Genomic DNA, 20,271 nt, shown 5'->3' with positions numbered 1-20,271 from the left:
TTACCCATAGTGCTCATAAAGATCTTGTATCCCTAAGTTTGTATTACTCAGCTTACAGAAGATAAGCGCATGCTAAGTTAGCTGAAACCATAAGCGACTTATCCTAATAAAGTAAGCAAGCCAGTGGAGTAAAACAAGGTCTGATTCACTAAAGGAATATCCAATGAAGCCTTCTGTAGTTCCTTCTGACATTGCTCCGGTTGCGCCTAAGCCGCCGACTTCTTGGCAGCTGTTTTTATACACCTTTTGCCGAAATAAAGGCGCGGTACTGGGTTTTATAGTCTTGATGCTGATGGTCATCGTCGCAATCTTGGCCCCTACCATTGCCCCTTATGACCCTTATGAATTATTCACCGGTAAAGAGCAGTTGCCGCCCTCCTTCTTTAGTGGCGGTGATTCGATGTTCTTTTTGGGCACCGATGATGCCGGTCGTGATACGCTCTCGCGCGTCATGCACGGCGCACGTTATTCATTATTTATTGGCATCAGTGCTACTTCGATAGCGATGATTGTAGGCGTATCTTTAGGGCTAAGTGCTGCCTTTTGGCCCAAGGTTTGGGGCAAAGCGGTCATGCTAGTAAATGATATCTTGATGTCTTACCCAAGTTTACTGCTTGCTATCATCATTGCCGCTATCTTAGGGCCTTCGATGACTAACACCATCATTACCATTGCCTTGGTATGTACGCCGCCTTTTATTAGGTTGACCCGCGCAACAGCAATGGTTGAGCTGCAACGTGAGTATTTTATTGCTTCACAGGTCATGGGTGCAGGCGTCTTAAGATTATTATTTATCACGATATTACCCAACTGTATGGCGCCATTAATCGTCCAAGCGACCATGATTTTCTCTACTGCTATTTTGGAAGCCGGCGCGATTGGTTTCTTAGGTTTCGGTGTTCAACCCCCTGATGCTGAGTGGGGTGCGATGCTAGGTACTGCTCGCCAATATATCCAGAGCAATGTGTGGTTAGCGATTTGGCCCGGTGTGGCGATTTTCTTAGCCGCATTGTCCATCAATCTAACGGGTGACGGTCTGCGTGATGCCTTAGATCCAAAATTGAAGCAGGTATCTTAATGAACGACTCTCAAGTAAATAGCCCAATAGCAAATAACCTTGCCACAGACAACCCATTACTCCTCGATATTGAGCATCTATCGGTGACTTTTGGAGAAGGAGCACGAGCATTCCGTGCGGTCGATGATGTCTCTCTAAAAATCAAACAAGGAGAGGTCGTCGCAGTTGTCGGTGAATCAGGCTCTGGTAAATCGGTCACTATGATGGCACTGATGGGTTTATTACCCTCTTCTGCCACTGTCGTTGCTGATCGTCTTAACTTTGATGGCAAGAATCTCCTCACCATGCCAGCAAAACAAAAGCGCAAGATTATCGGTAAGGATATCTCGATGATATTTCAAAACGCCATGTCATGCCTGAATCCAAGCTTTACGGTCGAGATGCAAATGGGCGAGGTATTGACCACCCATCTTGGCTTGCGCGGAGCAGCAGTACGGCAGCGTCTTTTAGAATTATTAGAGCTGGTTGAGATGCCAGATGCTAAGAATCGCCTACGGGTCTATCCGCACCAACTCTCAGGTGGTATGAGTCAACGGGTCATGATTGCGATGGCACTGGCTTGCGAGCCAAAACTGCTTATCGCTGATGAACCGACGACCGCTCTCGACGTTACCGTTCAGGCTCAAATCATGGATTTACTCAGTCGCTTACAACGTGAAAAGCAAATGGCAATGGTGCTCATCACTCATGACTTGGGCTTAGTCGCACAAAACGCTCGTGATGTCGCTGTCATGTATGCCGGTCAAGTGGTCGAGACCAGTACAGTGCCAGAGATATTCCAAAAACCTGCGCACCCTTATACCGAAGCGCTACTACAGGCGATTCCTGAACTGGCTGTTGGACAAGATAGATTAAATAGCTTACCAGGTGTGGTGCCAAGCCAATATGACAGGCCTACAGGCTGTCTGCTCTCACCACGTTGCCCATACAAAGAGCCTGCTTGTGAGGTGCCACCACCCATTTTAGCAACCCCAAATGGCGAAGTCCGCTGTATTCACGCCACCCTGCCCGAACATCCTACTCGGACTACTCAAACCGCTACGATGGAGTCTGGAATATGAGTAATAAAATCGTCTTAAAGGCAGATAACTTACATAAGCACTATCAAGTGTCTCTAGGCTTAGGAAAAGGCAAAGCGTTCGTTAAGGCATTAAATGGCATCTCATTTGAGCTAGAAGCAGGTAAAACCCTCGCGGTCGTCGGTGAGTCAGGATGCGGCAAATCTACTTTGGCGCGCCAACTTACCTTGATAGAGGAACCTACCAGTGGCGAGTTATTTATTAACGATGAGGCAACTACGAGTTATAGTAGAAGTGCGCTTAAAAACTTGCGTACTGAGATTCAGATGGTATTCCAAAATCCGTATGGTAGCCTCAATCCACGCCATACCATTGGCTTTCAGCTCACAGAACCGTTAGACATTCATACCACGCTGAGCAAAGAAGAAAAACGCACCAAAGTCCATGCAATGATGAAGCACGTTGGTTTGCGTCCTGAGCATACCGGTCGCTATCCGCATATGTTTTCTGGCGGTCAGCGCCAACGTATTGCTCTTGCTCGTGCCATGATGCTCAATCCTAAAATTGTCGTCGCTGATGAGCCGACGTCAGCACTCGACGTCTCTATTCAGGCGCAAGTACTGAATCTATTTATGGATTTGCAAGATGAATATCATACTGCCTATGTCTTTATCTCGCACAACCTTTCTGTCGTACGCCACGTAGCAGATGATGTGATGGTCATGTATTTAGGCAAAGCCGTTGAGCACGGTGCTAAAGATGCTATTTATAATGATCCTAAACACCCTTATACCATCGCTTTACTCTCAGCAGCGCCCTCAGTGACGGGTCATAAAAAAGAGCTGACTCTACAAGGCGAATTACCTAGTCCGCTTAATCCGCCAAGTGGCTGCGCACTTCATAAACGCTGCCCCTATGCCAAACCAATATGTAGCGAAATTGAGCCCGAGTTGCGTGAATGGGAAGGACGATTAGTCTCTTGCCTAAGGTTAGAAGAAATATATGGATAGGATATTCAAATATTTCTTTGTTATTTAAATGATAGTATAAACATAGCACCTTGATTGTTGCTGAGTCTATAGTAGCCATCACAAGAAACCTAGTATTATCCTGCCGTCTGCATAATCACCCTTTAATAAACTTGGAAAGTTTGGTTACTCAATTTTCTGAGTTTATTACATTTATATGCTAACTCCAAATGAGTTACGTCCAATCCTCTTGCGATAATTCTGCACTTTTATTACCGATTTATTCTGACCTTTTTTATGATTATCGTTATACTGTCTGCATTTGGCTAAAGTCTGATAAATAGGTAATGCTCAGTTTTAAAAATCAGCGCTGCACCTCCCTTACATATTCGTATCCAAGCCATCTATAAACAGTCTTATCATCATTTTTATCTTTGGAAAACATAATGACCTTCCCATTTTTCCAGTCTAGTCCAAACATTGTAAAGCCATATGCGCTAATGGATTTGGACGATACGCTCTTTCAAACTCAGCGTAAAATTGATGCATGGGAATTACCCACTACTGAACCTGAAAATTTGGTTTGCGCCACCATCAATAAACAAGGTGAGCCGTTAAGCTTTATGAGTCAGCGCCAAGCGGTCTTTTTTAATTGGCTATTTGCCAGTACTGAATTGATAGCTGTCACAGCACGTGATCGTCAAGAAATTAAACGCGTCAAACTGCCTTTTAATAGCTGGCAAGTATTGACCCATGGCGCGGTCATTTTAGCGTCTGATGGTGAGCTACTAAGCACGTGGCAGCAGCATATGTATAACGCGCTTGCTCCAGTACAAGATAAGCTCAGTCAGCTGACTGAATTGGTCAATAGTTATAGACCAGAAAGCGATAGTACTCATAACTATTTAAAGTTAACCCCGCATACCGATACTTTTATCGATAGCGAGATGACCATTTATTTAGCGATCAAACACACGCAAAAAGACCATCAAGCATTGGCAGATTTAGCCACACAATTACCAACGCTCATACCAGATTTTGATGAGATTTTTTATGTGCATGTGAATGCTAATAATTTAGCAATATTGCCGCATGCTATTCATAAACGTCATGCGGTACAATTTTTATTGGAACAGCATTTGGATCATCAGCGCCCAAGCTTCGGTTTTGGTGACAGTCTGGCAGATCTGCCATTTCTGCAATTACTTGACTGGTACGGCATGCCCAATCATGGACAGCTACATGAGAAATTTGCAGCTAAATGATGAGCGCTACCTTTTATTAAATGATATTCTGCTATTAATCTATTATTAAACCGTCATCAAACGAGTACAACTATTTCTACTATGACTTCAATCCATTCTAATATTAAAACAGCCGATTTATCACAATATGGCTCAGGCAGCTATCTTGCTAGCGATGTCACTGTGCTGCTCAATATCGTTGATAAAGATGCCGTTGCTGATGTGCCTGTCAGTCAAAAAGAAGCACTGATTCAAAGTGGGCAGCGTCATTACTCTGATATGCTGACCTTGGAAGACGCGCCAAGTGCCATGCATGAGCAGCTATATATCGAGGCGTTAGAGCAGGGAAAAGTAAGAGCAGCGACTGATATTACCAATTTGGCCTATACGCTACAGCAAGTTTTTCAGCCAAACGTCAATAATGAGCGCCCGTTAATATTAGTCAGTCTTGTGCGTGCGGGTTTACCAATAGGCGTTCTGTTACAACGCGCATTAGCAACTGCCGATAGCAGCTACTCTCTACCAAGTGTGCATTATGGCGTCAGTATTATACGAGATCGTGGTCTTGATCCGGTTGCTTTAAAGATGATATTAAATAATCATCCTCATAGCCCGATTGTATTTGTCGATGGTTGGACAGGTAAAGGGGCGATTTATCAAGAACTGGCGCATAGTCTAAAAGCCTTTGCCAATCCTAACCACCCTAACTTTGCCAATATTTTCCATCAAGGTCAGGATGTTATACCGCTACTGACCCTTGCTGATCCGGCTGGTGTTGCTTGGCTGGCTGCTAGTATCGATGACTGGTTGATTCCGTCAGGTTTATTAAATAGTACTGTATCAGGGCTTATATCACGCAGTTTATATACTGAGCCAGAATTGGGGCTGCATCGCAGTGTCTTTTATGATAATTTGATCAGTGTAGATCATAGTCTGGCCTTTATTGATTGTATCGATGCGACAAGGCGTACATTAAACACGCCTTTGAAATGTTTGCCAACACATAAGCAACCTCGCTATCAAACGGCCGAATTAGTCGATAGCTTGGCTGCTGAGTATGGTATTAGCAACCGCAATCGTATTAAGCCGACCATTGCTGAGGCGACACGCGCGATACTACGCCGCGACCCTGAACGTATTTTGTTAGCGAGCGCTGAGCACCCCGACACTATATTATTAAGGCATTTATGTACACAGCGACATATCGCTATTAGCGTACTAGGTGATAAAATACTGCCTTATCAAGCGATTACCCTTATTAAGCAGCGCGCTACAGACGATTAATAACTCCTTATCTTTCTACCTAATCTTGAAACCATACTTTTAGACCCATTCATTTACCACTATTTACGATGCCCATTATGTCAGATATGCCAAAAAACGAGTCCCACCTTTATCAAAACACCCAGTCTTACGCGCATCTGATTACTGAGCGTCATGCTATGCTCAAACCTAACATGCATCATCCGTATCAGTTGGGAGCGAGCTTATATATGCCAGCGACGCGCCAAGATATCTGGCAAGTGATCAAGCGTGATAAATTACCGACGATTAATAGTATTATCATCTGTCTAGAAGATGCGGTCAGCCACAATGATGTTGAGTTGGCACTTGAGCGCTTGCAAACGCTGCTGTATACGTGGGCGACGCACGTTGATAGTATCAATGAGCCGACACAGCAAGCTGAAACACAACAAACCAAGATACAGACTGAGCAGCCAACGCGTCCGTTGGTATTTGTACGTCCGCGCCATCCTGCCATGCTAGAGCAGTTATCGGGCTTTACCCATATTGATTTGATTGATGGCTTTGTGATGCCAAAAGTCGATATGTATAGTCTATCTAATTGGCGCATGGCATGCCAGAATCTTAGTACTGACATGCTATTAATGCCAACGCTTGAGACGGCAGCGTTGTTTAATCCACATCATAATCAAGAGCTGGCGATTGGTTTCAAAGAAGCTTTTAGCCAGCCTGTATTTGCTTTGCGTATTGGTGGTAATGATTTATTTGCAGCACTGCGTTTGCGCCGTCCTAAGAATAGCCTTGTCTATGATACACCTGTTGGTACACTAGCCTACCAGCTGCTTGGCTGTTTTGTGCCACATGGCTTTTATCTGTCGGCACCGGTGTTTGAGTATTTGGATGAGCCTACGTTATTTATGCAAGAGTTGACGCGTGATGTCAGCTTGGGGTTGGTCGGAAAAACCGTTATTCATCCAAGTCAAATTGCCTTGGTACAGCAAGCATACTGCGTACCGCTTAGCACTTTAGATGAGGCACAGGCGATATTACATAGCGAGGCAAAAGCGGTCTTTAAATATAACAATACTATGCTAGAGCCTGCTACCCATCGTGCTTGGGCAACCGAAATCGTCAATAGAGCTAACGTTTTTGGCACCATTAATGATGGCAATAACGACTATACAGCGCGCTTATAAGTTTTAAACACTCCTTTTAAAGCGTTAAAAAAGCCGTTATCAAATCCATGATAACGACTTTTTTGCTACATTTTTTGCGATAATAAACGCTGTCATATCAGGTATATAGATCCGCAATGAACACTATATAAAGTTTGCCAAAAACTTATTAATGGCTTTATTAACTTGCTCCGGCTCTTCAACCGTTGCCGTATGCCCCGCACCTTTAATCACCACCAGCTTAGAGCCTGCTATCGCAAAGTGCATGCGCTCAGCTTTTGCATACGGTGTTGCCACATCTTCATCGCCAACGATGATAAGCGTCGGCATCTTGATATCACTGAGCTGATCATACGTTGCAGAGCGCTCAATCACGCCAGTAGTTGCCTTGATGACCCCGCCCTTACGATTGCTTTGCAACATAGACAACCACTCTCTACGGTCAGCTTTACGCGATTTATCTGCTAAAAAACTGCTACCAAACATAATGGGCATTACTTTTTGGCTGACACGCTTCATGCCCAACCAACGAATGGCTTTAATCAGCTTGCGGTACTGTGGCACGTTTTTAGGATCTTCAGGATCAGCAGAGGTTTCAAGCAGCGTCAGTGATAGCAATAATTCAGGACGCTTTAACGCAATACGTTGGGCGACAAATCCACCCATTGATAGTCCTAAAAAATGACACTGCTGAATATCTAGCGCATCTAACAACGCCAGCGTATCTTCAGTTAAGGTTTCCATATCATAGCCAGATTTGGTAATTTCAGACTGACCTTGTCCCCGAAAATCAAACGCAATACAGCGATAACCCGCTTTAAAATACTCGACTTGCTTGTCAAACATACGCGTATTCCATAGCAAACCATGGGCGAATACCATGATGGGCTTTTGCTTATCGTTTGGTGCGCTGTCTTCATAATAAATATCGATATCATTGACATGAATCATTGGCATAACCACTTCCTTGTTAGTGTGATAAAAAATAAAACCTTTTGAAATCTGTCTTCTAGCATAATTCAACCCTCTTACAGATAGTAGCCTTATTTTTGAATGATAGGTTTTATACCTTTGGCAATAGTGATAGCAGCAAAAAATGTTATTCAAAACGTGCCTTAAGCGCGCACAAATCTCGCTTTTATAATAAGCTCAAACTGCTATAGTAATTAGTATTGCCCTATTTGTTTTACTTACTGCCAATATAGTTGTTCCAATTTTAAAAGAGTACAACACTACTGAGGTTAATTATTCGCAGCCTCTGTCTGCGCAGGCACAGCAAGCAAGAAAAATTAACCTCAGTAGTTCTTTATAACATGTATATTTCTTTTATTCAGGCATGACTATACCAGTATTTTATTGCAACCATTATCTAGAAAATCATCTTAAGGATATCCAAAATGTCACAAGCTCTCGTCGAATACCAAGCCGAAAACCATATCGCTACCATCACAATGAACGATCCTAAAACCTTGAACGCCTTTAGCACGGTACTCAAAGATGCCATGATGGCATCTTTGACCAAAGCCGATGAAGATGAGCAAGTACGAGTGATCGTTTTGCAGGGCGCCGGCAATAACTTCTCAAGTGGCGGGCATATCGGTGAGATGTTAGAAAACGGTATGGAAAGCGAGGCATTATCGGATAAGCTAAACTTTATGGTTGGTGAAGTCGCTGAGATTAGCTTAAAGCTACGTAATATTCATAAGCCTATTATCGCCAAATTAGAAGGTGCAGTTGCTGGTGCTGGCATGAACTTAGCGCTGACTTGTGACTTTCGTATTGCCGCTGAAAATGCCAAATTTGTACAAGCTTTTGTCAATATTGGTCTGATTCCAGATGCTGGTGGTATTTACTTATTGAATCAATTGATTGGCGTTGCAAAAACGACTGAGATGGTCATGCTTGGTGATAAGCTCAAAGCGGAAGATATGGCACGCTTAAACTTGGTTAATGATGTGGTTACTAGCGACGAGCTGGATGCTAGGGTGCTGGCATTGGCAACGCGTCTGAGCAATCTCCCCGGCAAAGCATTGGCATCGATGAAGCACATGATTAATACCCATGCCTATATGGGTCTTAATGAAGCATTGGATATGGAAGTAGAACAACAAACGATGCTTGCTAAAACCGATGATTTTAAAGAAGGTATTACCGCATTTATGGAAAAGCGTAAGCCAGTTTATCAAGGTAAATAGTACGCTGATGACATTGTTCTTTGCAATATCATTAAAAAGGCTGCCAAGGTGCAGCCTTTTTTGAATAAATTATATAATTAATGGACAAAACCATTTCCATTAACCTCTTTATTTATCAAGAAGCAGAAGCACTTTTATAGTGATGTGGTAAGGTAAATATTTTGTCAAAACCCAAGGTAAAGAAAAAAGTATAAACCAAGAAAAACAGCAGTAGCACGGCTTCCATCATAAAGGCTTTGATAAAACCAACATTATACCAAATCATATACACCGGCAGGCAAATCAAAACCAAGCCGCCTTCAAAACCTATCGCATGGGCACTACGTACCAATAACGTGCGCTGCGTCACCTGTTTACGACGTTCCCAGTTTTCAAACGCCGTATTGTAAATAAAGTTCCAAATCACCGCTGCCAATGAGACCATCACGGCAACTGGTAGAGATTCTGCGGCGCTGCTGTTGCTTAACAACATAAGAACCAAGGTAGATGAAATGATAGCAATGATTTCAAAGACAGTCACATAGACGATGCGACGTTTGAGTGGGGATAAAGTAATCAACCAAAACTCCAAAGCACTTGATTGCAAACAAAAAGTGCCTATCAAAGTATCGGTCCGTCCCGAGATAGAAAAGGAGAGATAACATACAGAGCCACGGTTTCCGCCTGCTCCCATATTATACATAAGATAATAAGAGAAACCAGCCATTGCTCACAGTAAAAAACCCCGCATCATGACGATACGGGGTTTTTGAATACTTCAAAACATTTAAGATTTGACCAAAATTAGCTCAACTGAGCAACGTTGATCTTATCAGCTTCTTCAGTATAGTCTTCCATACGGTCGAAGTTCATGTATTGATACACCTCTTCTCCCATACTATCAAGCATGCCAGCGTACTGCTGATACTCTTCGTTGGTTGGTAATTTACCAAGTACCGCAGCAACAGAAGCCAATTCAGCTGATGCTAGATATACGTTAGCACCTTGACCTAAACGGTTCGGGAAGTTACGGGTAGAAGTCGAAACGGCAGTAGAATTCGGTGCAATACGTGCTTGGTTACCCATACATAATGAACAACCTGGCATCTCAGTACGAGCACCGGCTTGTGCATAGATATTATAGTAACCTTCTTCCATCAATTGACGCGCATCCATTTTGGTTGGTGGCGCAATCCATAGACGAGTTTGCAAAGAACCTGCTGGGACATCTTTTAGCAACTTACCAGCAGCGCGGAAGTGACCAATGTTAGTCATGCATGAACCAATGAATACTTCATCAATGGTGTCACCAGCGACATCAGCCAATGTTTTTGCATCATCTGGATCGTTCGGGCAGCAAAGAATCGGCTCTTTGATTTCAGACATATCGATAACCATATCGATAGTATATTCTGCATCTTCATCAGCACGCATCAGGCTTGGATTCGCCAACCACTCTTGCATACCTTCGATACGACGGCTAATCGTACGTGCATCGCCGTAACCTTCTGAGATCATCCATTTTAATAATGTGATGTTCGACGTTAGATACTCGGCAACTGACTTCTCAGATAGAGTAATCGTACAACCAGCAGCACTACGCTCAGCTGAAGCATCAGACAATTCAAACGCTTGTTCAGCGGTTAAATCTTCTAAACCTTCGATTTCAAGAATACGACCGTTAAACTCGTTGATTTTACCTTTCTTATCAACGGTTAACAGACCTTCTTTAATCGCTTGGTATGGGATTGCATGGACCAAGTCACGTAAGGTGATACCGGCTTGACGCTCACCGATGAAACGGACACGGACAGATTCAGGCATATCAAGTGGCATAACACCAGTCGCAGCAGCAAACGCTACTAGACCAGAACCCGCTGGGAATGAGATACCGATTGGGAAACGCGTATGCGAGTCACCACCAGTACCAACGGTATCCGGAAGTAGCATACGGTTCAACCACGAGTGAATAATACCATCACCTGGACGTAAGCTCACGCCGCCACGGTTCATAATAAAGTCAGGTAGAGTATGCTGAGTTTCGATGTCAACTGGCTTTGGATAAGCAGCCGTATGACAGAATGACTGCATCACCAAATCTGCTTGGAAACCTAGGCAGGCTAAGTCTTTTAACTCATCACGAGTCATCGGACCAGTGGTATCTTGACTACCAACCGTAGTGATTTTTGGTTCACAGTACATACCAGGACGAACGCCTGGCAGGCCACAAGCTTTACCAACCATTTTTTGCGCTAGTGTAAAGCCTTTGCCGGTATCAACTGGCTCTTCTGGCTTAGCAAATACGTCTGAATGACCGAGACCCATATATTCACGAGCGCGATTGGTCAGACCACGACCAACGATTAACGGAATACGACCACCCGCACGAACTTCATCAAGCAAAGTTGGCGAGTTTAGCTTAAAGGTTGACAGTACTTCATCAGAGTCATGCTTAGTGATTTTGCCATCATACGGATAGATGTCAAAGACATCGCCCATGTTTAGGTTATCAACCGCTACTTTTTCGATTGGTAATGCGCCAGAATCTTCCATAGTATTGAAGAAGATAGGTGCGATATTGTTACCTAGGACTAAACCACCGCCACGTTTGTTTGGCACGTTAGGGATATCATCACCCATCAACCACAGTACTGAGTTGGTCGCAGATTTACGACTAGAACCGGTACCTACCACGTCGCCAACATAGGCTAATGGATGACCTTTTTCTTTTAACGCTTCGATCTGTTTCATCGGACCGATAACGCCCTCTTCGTCAGCAGTAATGCCGTCGCGAGAGTTTTTATGCATCGCTAATGAATGTAATGGGATATCAGGGCGGCTCCACGCATCTTGCGCAGGAGACAAATCATCGGTATTGGTTTCGCCAGTGATTTTAAATGTCGTGTAAGTCGTCTTTGCTGGTACAGCATCACGGCTCAAGAACCACTCAGCGTCAGCCCAAGATTGAACGACTTCTTTAGCAATAGTATTGCCCGCTTCTGCTTTTTCGGTCACATCATTGAACGCGTCAAATACTAGCAAGGTTTTTTTCAACGCATCAGCAGCTTCTTGCGCGACTTCCGCATCATCAAGAGCAGCAACTAGCGGTTGAACGTTGTAACCACCTTGCATCGTACCCAAGATTTGAACCGCTTTTTTCTTACTTACTAGTGAAGAGGTTGCTTCACCCTTAAGGATCGCTGCCAAAAATGCCGCTTTAACGTAAGCAGCTTGGTCAACACCGGCAGGAATACGATTTTCGAGCAAGTCCATCAAGAACGCATCTTCGCCCGCTGGTGGATTCTTTAGTAGTTCAACCAACTCTGCTACTTGTTTTTCGTTCAGTGGTAGCGGAACCGTTCCTAGCTCAGCACGTTCTTCGACATGTTTACGATAAGCTTCTAACACAATAGTCGTCCTCGTCAGTTGGGAGTATTAGCACATTACGTGGGTAGTCAGCATGACCACCTGCGTCTATATACTAGATGGAATAATTATCCGTGCAATCATAGCTTAAAACGCCCTAAATGTTAATGGCTCAGCCTTTAAAAGGCTCATAAAGCGGTCATAAAAGGGGCATATTGAACATTTATTATATAAATAGTGCCATAAATAATATGACTATATGACTAATAGTACCTATATCATAAATTCTAAATTTTTCATACTGAGGACCTATTTTGTTTTTTAACATTCACGATATATTAGTAGTAAATTGCGGTTACGACTATCTATTCACCTAAAAAGATATAACGCTACTGTCTTAGTATCTCGTTATTGTTATACGTTGTTATTGCTAAATGGAATCAACTATATCTCGATTAACGGTTAAATAAAACCTACTCGACTGTTATAATATTTGATAAGAACATACCGATTAAATGCAAAGGATTTAATCATAAAATCAAGGATGACAATGGCTAATAAAGAAAATGAAGATCACAATACTACTCACAGTATGAGTCACAATGCCAATCAAGGCACCAGTCAAAACGTCAATTATGAAAACGGTCTAAAAGTTCGTACCGAGGTGATGGGCGCAGAGCATGTCAAACGCTCGCTTGACTCAGCAACGCCATTTACTCAGCCATTACAAGATTGGATTATTGAGCACGCTTGGGGCAGTACATGGCAAGATAACTCGGTACTACCGCGCAAATATCGCTCGCTTATCACGATTGGTTTTTTGATTGCACAAAAAAGCCCAAACGAGCTAAAGGGACATATCCGAGGTGCCATCAATAATGGCGCCACTGTCGCTGAGATTCGAGAAGTCTTGATGCACAGCCTGCCTTATTGCGGCGCACCTGCCACTAAGGAAGCGTTTCGCGCTGCCATAGAAGTACTAAATGACATGAACATTGATATCAATAAATGAAACTATGCTAAATCTCTTATTTATAGTAGCCTTGATAAACTGAATTTCATACGATTGCCTAAAAAACCTTGACCAAATATCTGCTATAATAGCTCTATTCATAAAGCATTCTAATAATTCCATAAACCCTTGTTCTATCAAGGGTTAAGAGAACATTCGATTATGACAAACGCCGTACAAACGCACACGCCTGCTGCCCGCGCAAAACCCAAAAAAGCCATCCAAGGCGAAAAACTCCGTGGCTACGATAAAGTTGCTCGTATCCCAATTAAAATTATCCCGACCGTCGAGGCTAAGAAAAAGCCAGATTGGATTCGGGTAAAACTGTCTTCACCTGCGGAAGTCGCACGTATCAAGTCTACTTTGCGTGAACAGAAACTCTATACCGTTTGTGAAGAAGCTGCCTGCCCGAATCTGCCACAGTGCTTTGCCGATGGTACTGCCACCTTTATGATTATGGGTGATATCTGTACACGTCGATGCCCGTTCTGTGATGTCGGACATGGTCGTCCAAATGAGCTTGATAAAGATGAGCCGCGTCATACTGCCGAGACCATCCAAGGTTTAGGTCTTAAATATGCCGTCATTACCTCGGTTGACCGTGATGATTTGAAAGATGGCGGCGCGATGCATTTCGTTGAAGTATTGAATGAATCGCGTGCGCTAAGCCCAAATTGCTTGATCGAGATTTTAGTACCAGATTTCCGTGGTCGTATGGATATCGCATTGGACTTATTGACTGAAACGGCGCCTGATGTTTTTAACCACAATATCGAAACCGTGCCTCGTTTATATAAAGCTTTCCGTCCAGGTTCAGATTATCAGCATTCATTAGACTTGCTAAAGATTTATAAAGAACGTCGCCCTGATATTGCGACCAAATGCGGCTTTATGGTGGGACTTGGTGAAACTGAAGAAGAAATCTATAAGCTGCTTGATGATCTAAAGGCGCATAACGTCGATATGATTACCGTTGGTCAGTATTTACAACCTAGTAAAGACCATGCCCCAGTCGATCGCTATGTGCATCCAGATGAGTTCCAGCGTTATATGGACTATGGCAAAAAGATTGGCTTCTTTAATATTTGGGCAGGTCCTATGGTGCGCTCAAGCTATTTTGCTGATCGTCAGTACTATGGTGAAGATTGCCCAGCACCTATCCGTAGCAAAAAAGCATTAGCAGCAGAAGGTAAACTTGGCTGTTAAGTGAGAGTCGTCACTATATCAACATAACGTGACGGGTCTTAAAATATAAAAAGGTCGAATAGCAGATATCTGCTATTCGACCTTTTTTATGCTTCCAACTTTTCTGTCTCACTTAAAGTAGCAGTGCTTCAATGTTAAACACTTAAAGCGGTTGGCGCCTTACTACCTTTTATATTGAATGCCGCAATACCTAGTACTATTACGCCACCTATTGCACCTGTGATCAGTCCAGGATAAATCAGCAGCAATGCGCCTAATGCTAATATTAAGCGCGTAGCGAGATTCATATCACTTTTAAAATAACCCTCTAACGCGGCGCTGAGTCCAATCACACCAATGACCGATGTCACAACAGCAATAATAATATCGATGACCGGCGGCAATGGAAATTCTTTAGCCGTGACAGCAAGATCTGTTGGGTCAATCATCAACATCGCGGGATTATAAATAAACATAAAGGGGACGATAAAACCTGCTAACGCTAACTTTAATGATAAATACCCTGTTTTCATCGGATCACCGCCAGAGATACCAGCACCAGCAAAAGCTGCCAGACAGACGGGCGGGGTAATATTTGCAAACACACCAAAATAGAAAACAAACATGTGCGCCGATAAAATAGGAATATCAAATCCTGCTAAAGCAGGCGCTGCCATGGTTGCGGTAATGATATAAGCAGGGATAGAAGGCAATCCCATACCCAAGACCATAGACGCTAGCATGGTCAAAATCAAAGTAAGCAATAAAGATCCTGCACCCAAAGTAACAATTGAAGAGGTCATTACTGTACCAAAGCTGGTCAAACTAACGACCCCAATGATGATACCTACAACCGCACAAGCTGCCATCACTGCTAATGACTGGCGTGCGCCATCTTCTAGAGCGCCTAAAATATCTTTAAAGCCCATGCGGGTTTCTTTGCGTAGCATACTGATGACAACAGTAAATCCAATGGTATAGGCAGCAGCGTAACCTACAGGAACATTTTGTATTAATAAATAAATCAAGAATACAATCGGCAATAACATATGACCGCGTGCTTTTAATACCTCTTTTACCTGCGGCAAAGTCTCTTTTGCCATGCCTTTTAAGTCTCGGCGACCGGCACGAAAATGTACCTGTGCGATAACGCCTAGATAATAGAGAATAGCAGGTAATAACGCAGCCAAAGCAATAGTGCTATACGGTAGACCTGTCGTCTCCGCCATAATAAAAGCACTGGCACCCATAATAGGTGGCAATATTTGACCACCGACCGACGCACTTGCCTCTACGGCTCCTGCAAAGTCTTTATGATAACCAACCTTTTTCATCAATGGGATGGTAAACGCGCCCGTACTGACCACGTTTGATAAGGCTGAACCATTGATACTGCCCATAAAGCCGCTTGATATGACAGCAACTTTAGCAGGTCCACCTTTTTTATCGCCTGCTAGCGCCAATGCCAAATCATTAAACAGCTGACCCATTCCAGAACGCGCTAAAAATGCCCCAAATAGAATGAATAAGAAGATAAAAGTTACTGATGCGCCGATTGCAACCGAATATAAACCTTCGGTCTTTAAGAATAATTGACCAAAAATATCGCCCAAATCATAAGGTCTGGTCAGCAACCTATCCGGCATAAAGTCCAAATGACTGATAAAGGGATATAGCAAAAATATAGAGGCTAATATAGGCAAGATCCAGCCAGTAATACGCCGACTGCCTTCAAGGACGCAGATAACCGTAATAATAGAAAAGATCACATCGACCGAATTTGCCATACCGCCGCGACTGGTGACAATATCTTGATACTCATAAATGAGATACGTCATCCCAGATAAGGAAAAGATAAACCAAATCCAGTCATACCATGCCACTTTCTTACGGCTGCTTTTTTTACTGGCAGGGAAAATCAAAAAAATCAAAGCGAAGCCAACGCCCACATGCACAGAGCGCTGTAGTAACGATGGCATTGGATTAAAGGTAATGTATAAATGAAAAATGGAGTAGAAAATACAGATCGCAGCGATAATATACTTCACTGGACCTTGGGTGATATGACGCGTAATAGATTCTCGATCGTATTTTTCTAATATTGCCTGTGTGACACTAGGATCAACGTCATCGTAATTCTCAGTATCTTCAGGCGCATTTGGCTGATTTGCCAACTTAGCATCATCACTGACATGAGGCTTATCGCTACTGTGATCCATCACTTGGGAGTTCATGACAAAAATCCTTATTGAATCTATCGATTGGACTATATGCTTTGGGCATGATAGTTACTTCTGAATAATCTGGTACCAGTTGATGAATAAGGATGCGCTGACCGGCATAATCAATCTCACCTTTTGTCAGTCTTGAGACAACCCAGTTAAGATGGGGAAACCTTTGGTTGATTTGATACCCGACATAGCCCTCTTTTTGTATAGGAGCGACATTTTCAGTAGACGGCGTGCCAGCACCAAACGCTTGAAAGTAGGTATTGGTTAATAGTAAGCCCTCTTCTTCACGAAGATACTGCTCCTCCCACCACTGCTTTTCTACTGAATGAATCCAGCGTAATTGAAAATTGGGCTCAACAAAATAGCAGACTAGGCTGGCACTATTATTATTGTTACCAGCAACGTCCGCTACTCGTACTTCGATGACTGTTTGGCGGCTGAAAATCGCCCATAGTATAAATAAAACCAGCGCAGCAATAGCTGCTACGCCAGCAAACCACCATACTTGTTTATTTAGCTGCTTTCTCATCATAGTATTTTTTGGCACCAGGATGAATAGGAGCAACCATACCGACTTGAGCCGTCTCTAAACTGATATCGCTCGCCGCTTGATGAGCATTCTTTAGACCATCCAAGTTTTCAAACAATGCTTTGGTCAGCTTATAGCCATCTTCTTCAGAGATATCAGAACGTACCAATAAAGCATTCATGACGGCTGTGGTTGGAATAGCAGCAGCATTACCATAGGTACCGGCAGGAATCTCAAAAGTTTTAAAGTAAGGCTTGGTCTCAATAATTTTCTTAAGCTTATCTTGATTGATGGTCACCAACTGCAACTTAATGCCCTGCTCTAGCTCTAAAAGCGAAGAGTTTGGTAAGCCACTACTAAAAAATGCCGCTTCAATTTTGCCAGCTTTCATCGCATCTGCAGCATCTGCAAAACCTAGATAATCTACCTTGACATCATCATAGGTAATACCAAAACCTTCTAACAAGGTACGAGCATTGACTTCAGTACCAGAGCCTTGATCACCAACCGCGATACGCTTACCTTTTAAATCTTCAATGTTTTTGATGCCAGATTTCTCTGAAGCAACCAGCTGAATGACGTTCGGATACAGAACAGCAATTTGCTGAATATTGGCGATAGGTGCCTTAAAGTCATTTTTACCTTCGACTGCATCAGTGACGACATCACTAAGTGCCAGCACCATATCTACTTTACCTTGGGTCAATAAATTGACGTTTTCTACTGACGCCCCTGTCGTTTGGGTCTTAGCATTAACGCCAAAAGTCTTGGCATAAATCTCTGCTAAAGACGTCCCAATAATATTGTAAGGACCGGAGGCGCCTCCTGTAGCAATGGTGACAAATTTGGTTTCAAGCTTGTCATTTGCTGTGGCAGCGGTATCTGTGGTGGTATCAGCAGTAGCACCGTCAGTAGCTGCGCTATCAGTAGCCGCTTTGTCTGAACAGGCAACCATTGTCATGCTGGCTGCAATCATTGCCGCAAGTAAAGGCAGTTTATAAATGGACTTCATTATTTTCTTCCTTGATAAAATAAAGCAAATGGACTTATAAAAGTATGACTCAGATATGATGGTACTATCCATATCCGTCACACTAGCAACGTGCTACTTTGAATGGCTTTTTACTCACTCTGTTGTCATGAGCACGCCATAAAAAAATAGTCTATCTAATTAAAACATGAGAGACTTTATATTGCTATATTGTTTTTCTCACTAACCCTTATCCTGACTACAAATCGAGATTTATTGAAAGTTAAGCGCTATTATTCACTAAATATTGCTTTCTTGTTTCGCTAAGCGATACTAAGTTTCATATTGTAAGTTATTTAAACAAACTTTAACCGCCTTGTAAACCTTTAAGTCCATAAAGATGAACTACTCCTATAATATTTATCATCATTTTTTCTACGACATAACTTGGTATAAAAAACAATTGTTAATAGATATTCTGATAGCACGTTTATATTTCCTTTGTCATCAATATTGAGTTCTAGTAAGATGACTTTTTATTTGTGCTGATGTATATCATGCAAATATTGCAAGGCATAGTCAGTCCTTGATAAAAGAAGTACAAATATTATAAAGCACTACTGCGGTTAATTTTTCTTGCTTGCTGTGCCTGCGCAGACAGAGGCTGCAAATAATTAACCCCAGTAATGTTGTACTCTTTTATAAGTGGATCAACTATATAGGTAGCAAAAAGCAGTTTATAGGTTTTAGTACATCTGCTCAGCATGATATAAAACTTTAAGTATATCCCCTCATAATACTGATCAATCTGAAAGGAAATTTGATGAAAAAATTATTCGCATCAACAGCATTACTAGCAACATTTGCACTAGCGGGCTGTGCCTCAACGGGCGGCAATACCAATGCAGGAACAGCAATGGGTACTGCAAACGAGATCGGTATGAGCGTTTTTAAAGCAGCTATCGACAATCAATGTCGCAGTCAGATCGAACAGCAAAACGCGTGGCGTATTGCCAGTGTCGCTATGACTGAAGCGCAAGAAGAAGCGGTAAAAGGCAGAGTTTGTGGTTGCGTTAGTGAGCAAGCACCGCAACAAGTCAGCATCGTTGAATTGGGTAATGCAGCCATAGACCCACAATATCGTGTGCAATTAGTGGCTAGAGTCGTTGCAAAATCATTGCAGAGCTGTTATTCCAGTATCGTTAAATAAATAGTTTATTAATAATATCAGTCATTATAAATAATTAGGCTGGGTTGGCGATTGCTTAACCCAGCCTATTCGTATAGATTATCAACAATAGATCGCGATCCATCATCAACCGCAGAACGCCCTGTTGATATCAATGAACACGCTTTTTCAGTGTGAATGGTATTTTACCCATACTTTAAAAATACGTGACGACAGTACTCGTTTTGCCAAAGGCTTGGTCACACAAACCAAGACCAATCATTTAGTTGAAGGCGCACAATCTATTCCTATTACTAAATCATCTGTGTTATCTGCCAAAGATAAAGCTGTTGCTACGAAAAAGTAAGCATCAATAGTAACTGTTTCAAGTTGACACTAAAAAATGAAGTAAGAAAAAGGGCGCGTCATTTAAATATAACGCACCCTTTTTCTTACCAATTGCTTTTATTTTTTCTAAACCTACAATAGTTCAAATCACCTTATAGCTTACTTGTTGTAATGTGGCTGAGACATTAGAGACGCTGTAGGATGCAATGTCTTGTTCTGGCGAAAATATTTTGACCGACGCTCAAGTATCTTACTCACCTCTTTAGTCAAATCATGAATAATATCATCATAAACCCCATGATATAGCTCGGTCTCAAACGCAGTAAACGGATGCTTACGTGATGCGGAACTTACTTCTGTCACGCCATCCTTGGTATAAAAAACATCCACTCGACCATCACTATTGAGTACACAATTTAATAATCCGCCTTCTAGCGCCATCTCTACACGCTCAGGCATAAAAATATAATCGTCTAAATTGATGAGTTTTTTTTCTACTTCTCGTTTAAAAAATGATTTGATATCAAACATGAATATATCTTTAACCTTATAATTATAA

General features: G+C 42.5%; 18 protein-coding genes. 11 read left to right on the top strand and 7 right to left on the bottom strand.

From position 1 onward, the window contains the following. Positions 1–163: 163 nt before the first annotated feature. From M0221_RS03975 to M0221_RS03950, 6 genes are all read left to right on the top strand, one after another. A complete protein-coding gene (locus tag M0221_RS03975) occupies positions 164–1,078 on the top strand; it encodes an ABC transporter permease (RefSeq protein ID WP_133105167.1) in 915 nt (304 codons plus the stop codon). Next, positions 1,078–2,139 (top strand): ABC transporter ATP-binding protein, encoded by a 1,062-nt coding sequence (locus tag M0221_RS03970; RefSeq protein ID WP_483284420.1) that lies wholly within the window; start codon positions 1,078–1,080, stop codon positions 2,137–2,139. Before M0221_RS03975 ends, M0221_RS03970 begins: the two co-directional genes overlap by 1 nt. Further along, on the top strand, positions 2,136–3,107 hold the full coding sequence (locus M0221_RS03965; RefSeq protein ID WP_011513103.1) for a peptide ABC transporter ATP-binding protein: 972 nt from the start codon (positions 2,136–2,138) through the stop codon (positions 3,105–3,107). The genes M0221_RS03970 and M0221_RS03965 overlap by 4 nt, the downstream gene beginning before the upstream one ends. A 404-nt stretch (positions 3,108–3,511) precedes the next feature. Beyond that, positions 3,512–4,330 carry an HAD hydrolase family protein gene (locus M0221_RS03960; protein ID WP_483284419.1) on the top strand — a complete coding sequence of 273 codons (819 nt, stop codon included), beginning with the start codon at positions 3,512–3,514 and terminating at the stop codon, positions 4,328–4,330. Positions 4,331–4,411: 81 nt separating this feature from the next. Beyond that, positions 4,412–5,593, top strand: a complete 1,182-nt coding sequence (locus tag M0221_RS03955) for a cysteine protease StiP domain-containing protein (protein ID WP_483284418.1) — start codon at positions 4,412–4,414, stop codon at positions 5,591–5,593. 77 nt (positions 5,594–5,670) lie between these two features. Further along, positions 5,671–6,750: an HpcH/HpaI aldolase/citrate lyase family protein gene (locus M0221_RS03950; protein ID WP_020443048.1), complete on the top strand. Its 1,080-nt coding sequence runs from the start codon at positions 5,671–5,673 to the stop codon at positions 6,748–6,750. A gap of 123 nt (positions 6,751–6,873) precedes the next feature. Here the strand turns inward: M0221_RS03950 and M0221_RS03945 are convergent, their stop codons facing one another. Continuing rightward, the gene (locus tag M0221_RS03945) at positions 6,874–7,686 is read right to left on the bottom strand and encodes an alpha/beta fold hydrolase (protein ID WP_020443047.1); all 813 of its coding nucleotides are present in this window, start codon (positions 7,684–7,686) and stop codon (positions 6,874–6,876) included. A 440-nt stretch (positions 7,687–8,126) separates the two neighbouring features. Between M0221_RS03945 and M0221_RS03940 the strand changes: the two genes are divergently transcribed. Continuing rightward, entirely contained in the window at positions 8,127–8,924 is a 798-nt protein-coding gene (locus tag M0221_RS03940; RefSeq protein WP_483284417.1) for an enoyl-CoA hydratase/isomerase family protein, read from the top strand. 115 nt (positions 8,925–9,039) lie between these two features. On the opposite strand, the gene M0221_RS03935 is transcribed toward M0221_RS03940, so the two are convergent. After that, entirely contained in the window at positions 9,040–9,483 is a 444-nt protein-coding gene (locus M0221_RS03935; RefSeq protein ID WP_227500756.1) for a PACE efflux transporter, read from the bottom strand. Between the two features lie 224 nt (positions 9,484–9,707). Next, the gene (gene acnB / locus M0221_RS03930; protein WP_149410045.1) at positions 9,708–12,311 is read right to left on the bottom strand and encodes a bifunctional aconitate hydratase 2/2-methylisocitrate dehydratase; all 2,604 of its coding nucleotides are present in this window, start codon (positions 12,309–12,311) and stop codon (positions 9,708–9,710) included. Positions 12,312–12,861: 550 nt separating this feature from the next. On the opposite strand from acnB, the gene M0221_RS03925 reads away from it, so the two are divergent. Together M0221_RS03925 and lipA are read left to right on the top strand one after the other, a co-directional pair. Continuing rightward, positions 12,862–13,281: a carboxymuconolactone decarboxylase family protein gene (locus tag M0221_RS03925; protein WP_483284748.1), complete on the top strand. Its 420-nt coding sequence runs from the start codon at positions 12,862–12,864 to the stop codon at positions 13,279–13,281. Positions 13,282–13,443: 162 nt separating this feature from the next. Continuing rightward, positions 13,444–14,487, top strand: a complete 1,044-nt coding sequence (gene lipA / locus M0221_RS03920) for a lipoyl synthase (RefSeq protein WP_011513094.1) — start codon at positions 13,444–13,446, stop codon at positions 14,485–14,487. 134 nt (positions 14,488–14,621) lie between these two features. Here the strand turns inward: lipA and M0221_RS03915 are convergent, their stop codons facing one another. Genes M0221_RS03915 through M0221_RS03905 form a run of 3 tightly spaced genes read right to left on the bottom strand, consistent with a single transcriptional unit; the run spans position 14,622 to position 18,238 of the window. After that, positions 14,622–16,700 (bottom strand): TRAP transporter permease, encoded by a 2,079-nt coding sequence (locus tag M0221_RS03915; RefSeq protein ID WP_483284416.1) that lies wholly within the window; start codon positions 16,698–16,700, stop codon positions 14,622–14,624. Continuing rightward, the gene (locus M0221_RS03910) at positions 16,672–17,229 is read right to left on the bottom strand and encodes a DUF1850 domain-containing protein (protein ID WP_483284415.1); all 558 of its coding nucleotides are present in this window, start codon (positions 17,227–17,229) and stop codon (positions 16,672–16,674) included. Before M0221_RS03910 ends, M0221_RS03915 begins: the two co-directional genes overlap by 29 nt. Beyond that, complete coding sequence (locus tag M0221_RS03905; protein ID WP_201551512.1) at positions 17,207–18,238, bottom strand: TAXI family TRAP transporter solute-binding subunit; 1,032 nt, start codon at positions 18,236–18,238, stop codon at positions 17,207–17,209. Before M0221_RS03905 ends, M0221_RS03910 begins: the two co-directional genes overlap by 23 nt. Positions 18,239–19,019: 781 nt before the next feature. Here M0221_RS03905 and M0221_RS03900 point away from each other — a divergent pair. Together M0221_RS03900 and M0221_RS03895 are read left to right on the top strand one after the other, a co-directional pair. Continuing rightward, positions 19,020–19,406, top strand: coding sequence for a hypothetical protein (locus M0221_RS03900; RefSeq protein ID WP_011513090.1), 387 nt, complete (start codon positions 19,020–19,022; stop codon positions 19,404–19,406). A gap of 133 nt (positions 19,407–19,539) precedes the next feature. Beyond that, on the top strand, positions 19,540–19,731 hold the full coding sequence (locus tag M0221_RS03895) for a hypothetical protein (RefSeq protein WP_483284414.1): 192 nt from the start codon (positions 19,540–19,542) through the stop codon (positions 19,729–19,731). A gap of 140 nt (positions 19,732–19,871) precedes the next feature. Here the strand turns inward: M0221_RS03895 and M0221_RS03890 are convergent, their stop codons facing one another. Beyond that, positions 19,872–20,243 (bottom strand): hypothetical protein, encoded by a 372-nt coding sequence (locus M0221_RS03890; RefSeq protein WP_041753004.1) that lies wholly within the window; start codon positions 20,241–20,243, stop codon positions 19,872–19,874. Positions 20,244–20,271: the final 28 nt, after the last annotated feature.

It is taken from the genome of Psychrobacter sp. ANT206 (genome assembly GCF_056880555.1).
Note: the sequence above shows the minus strand (reverse complement) of the source record. Positions and strands in the feature narration are given on the sequence as shown.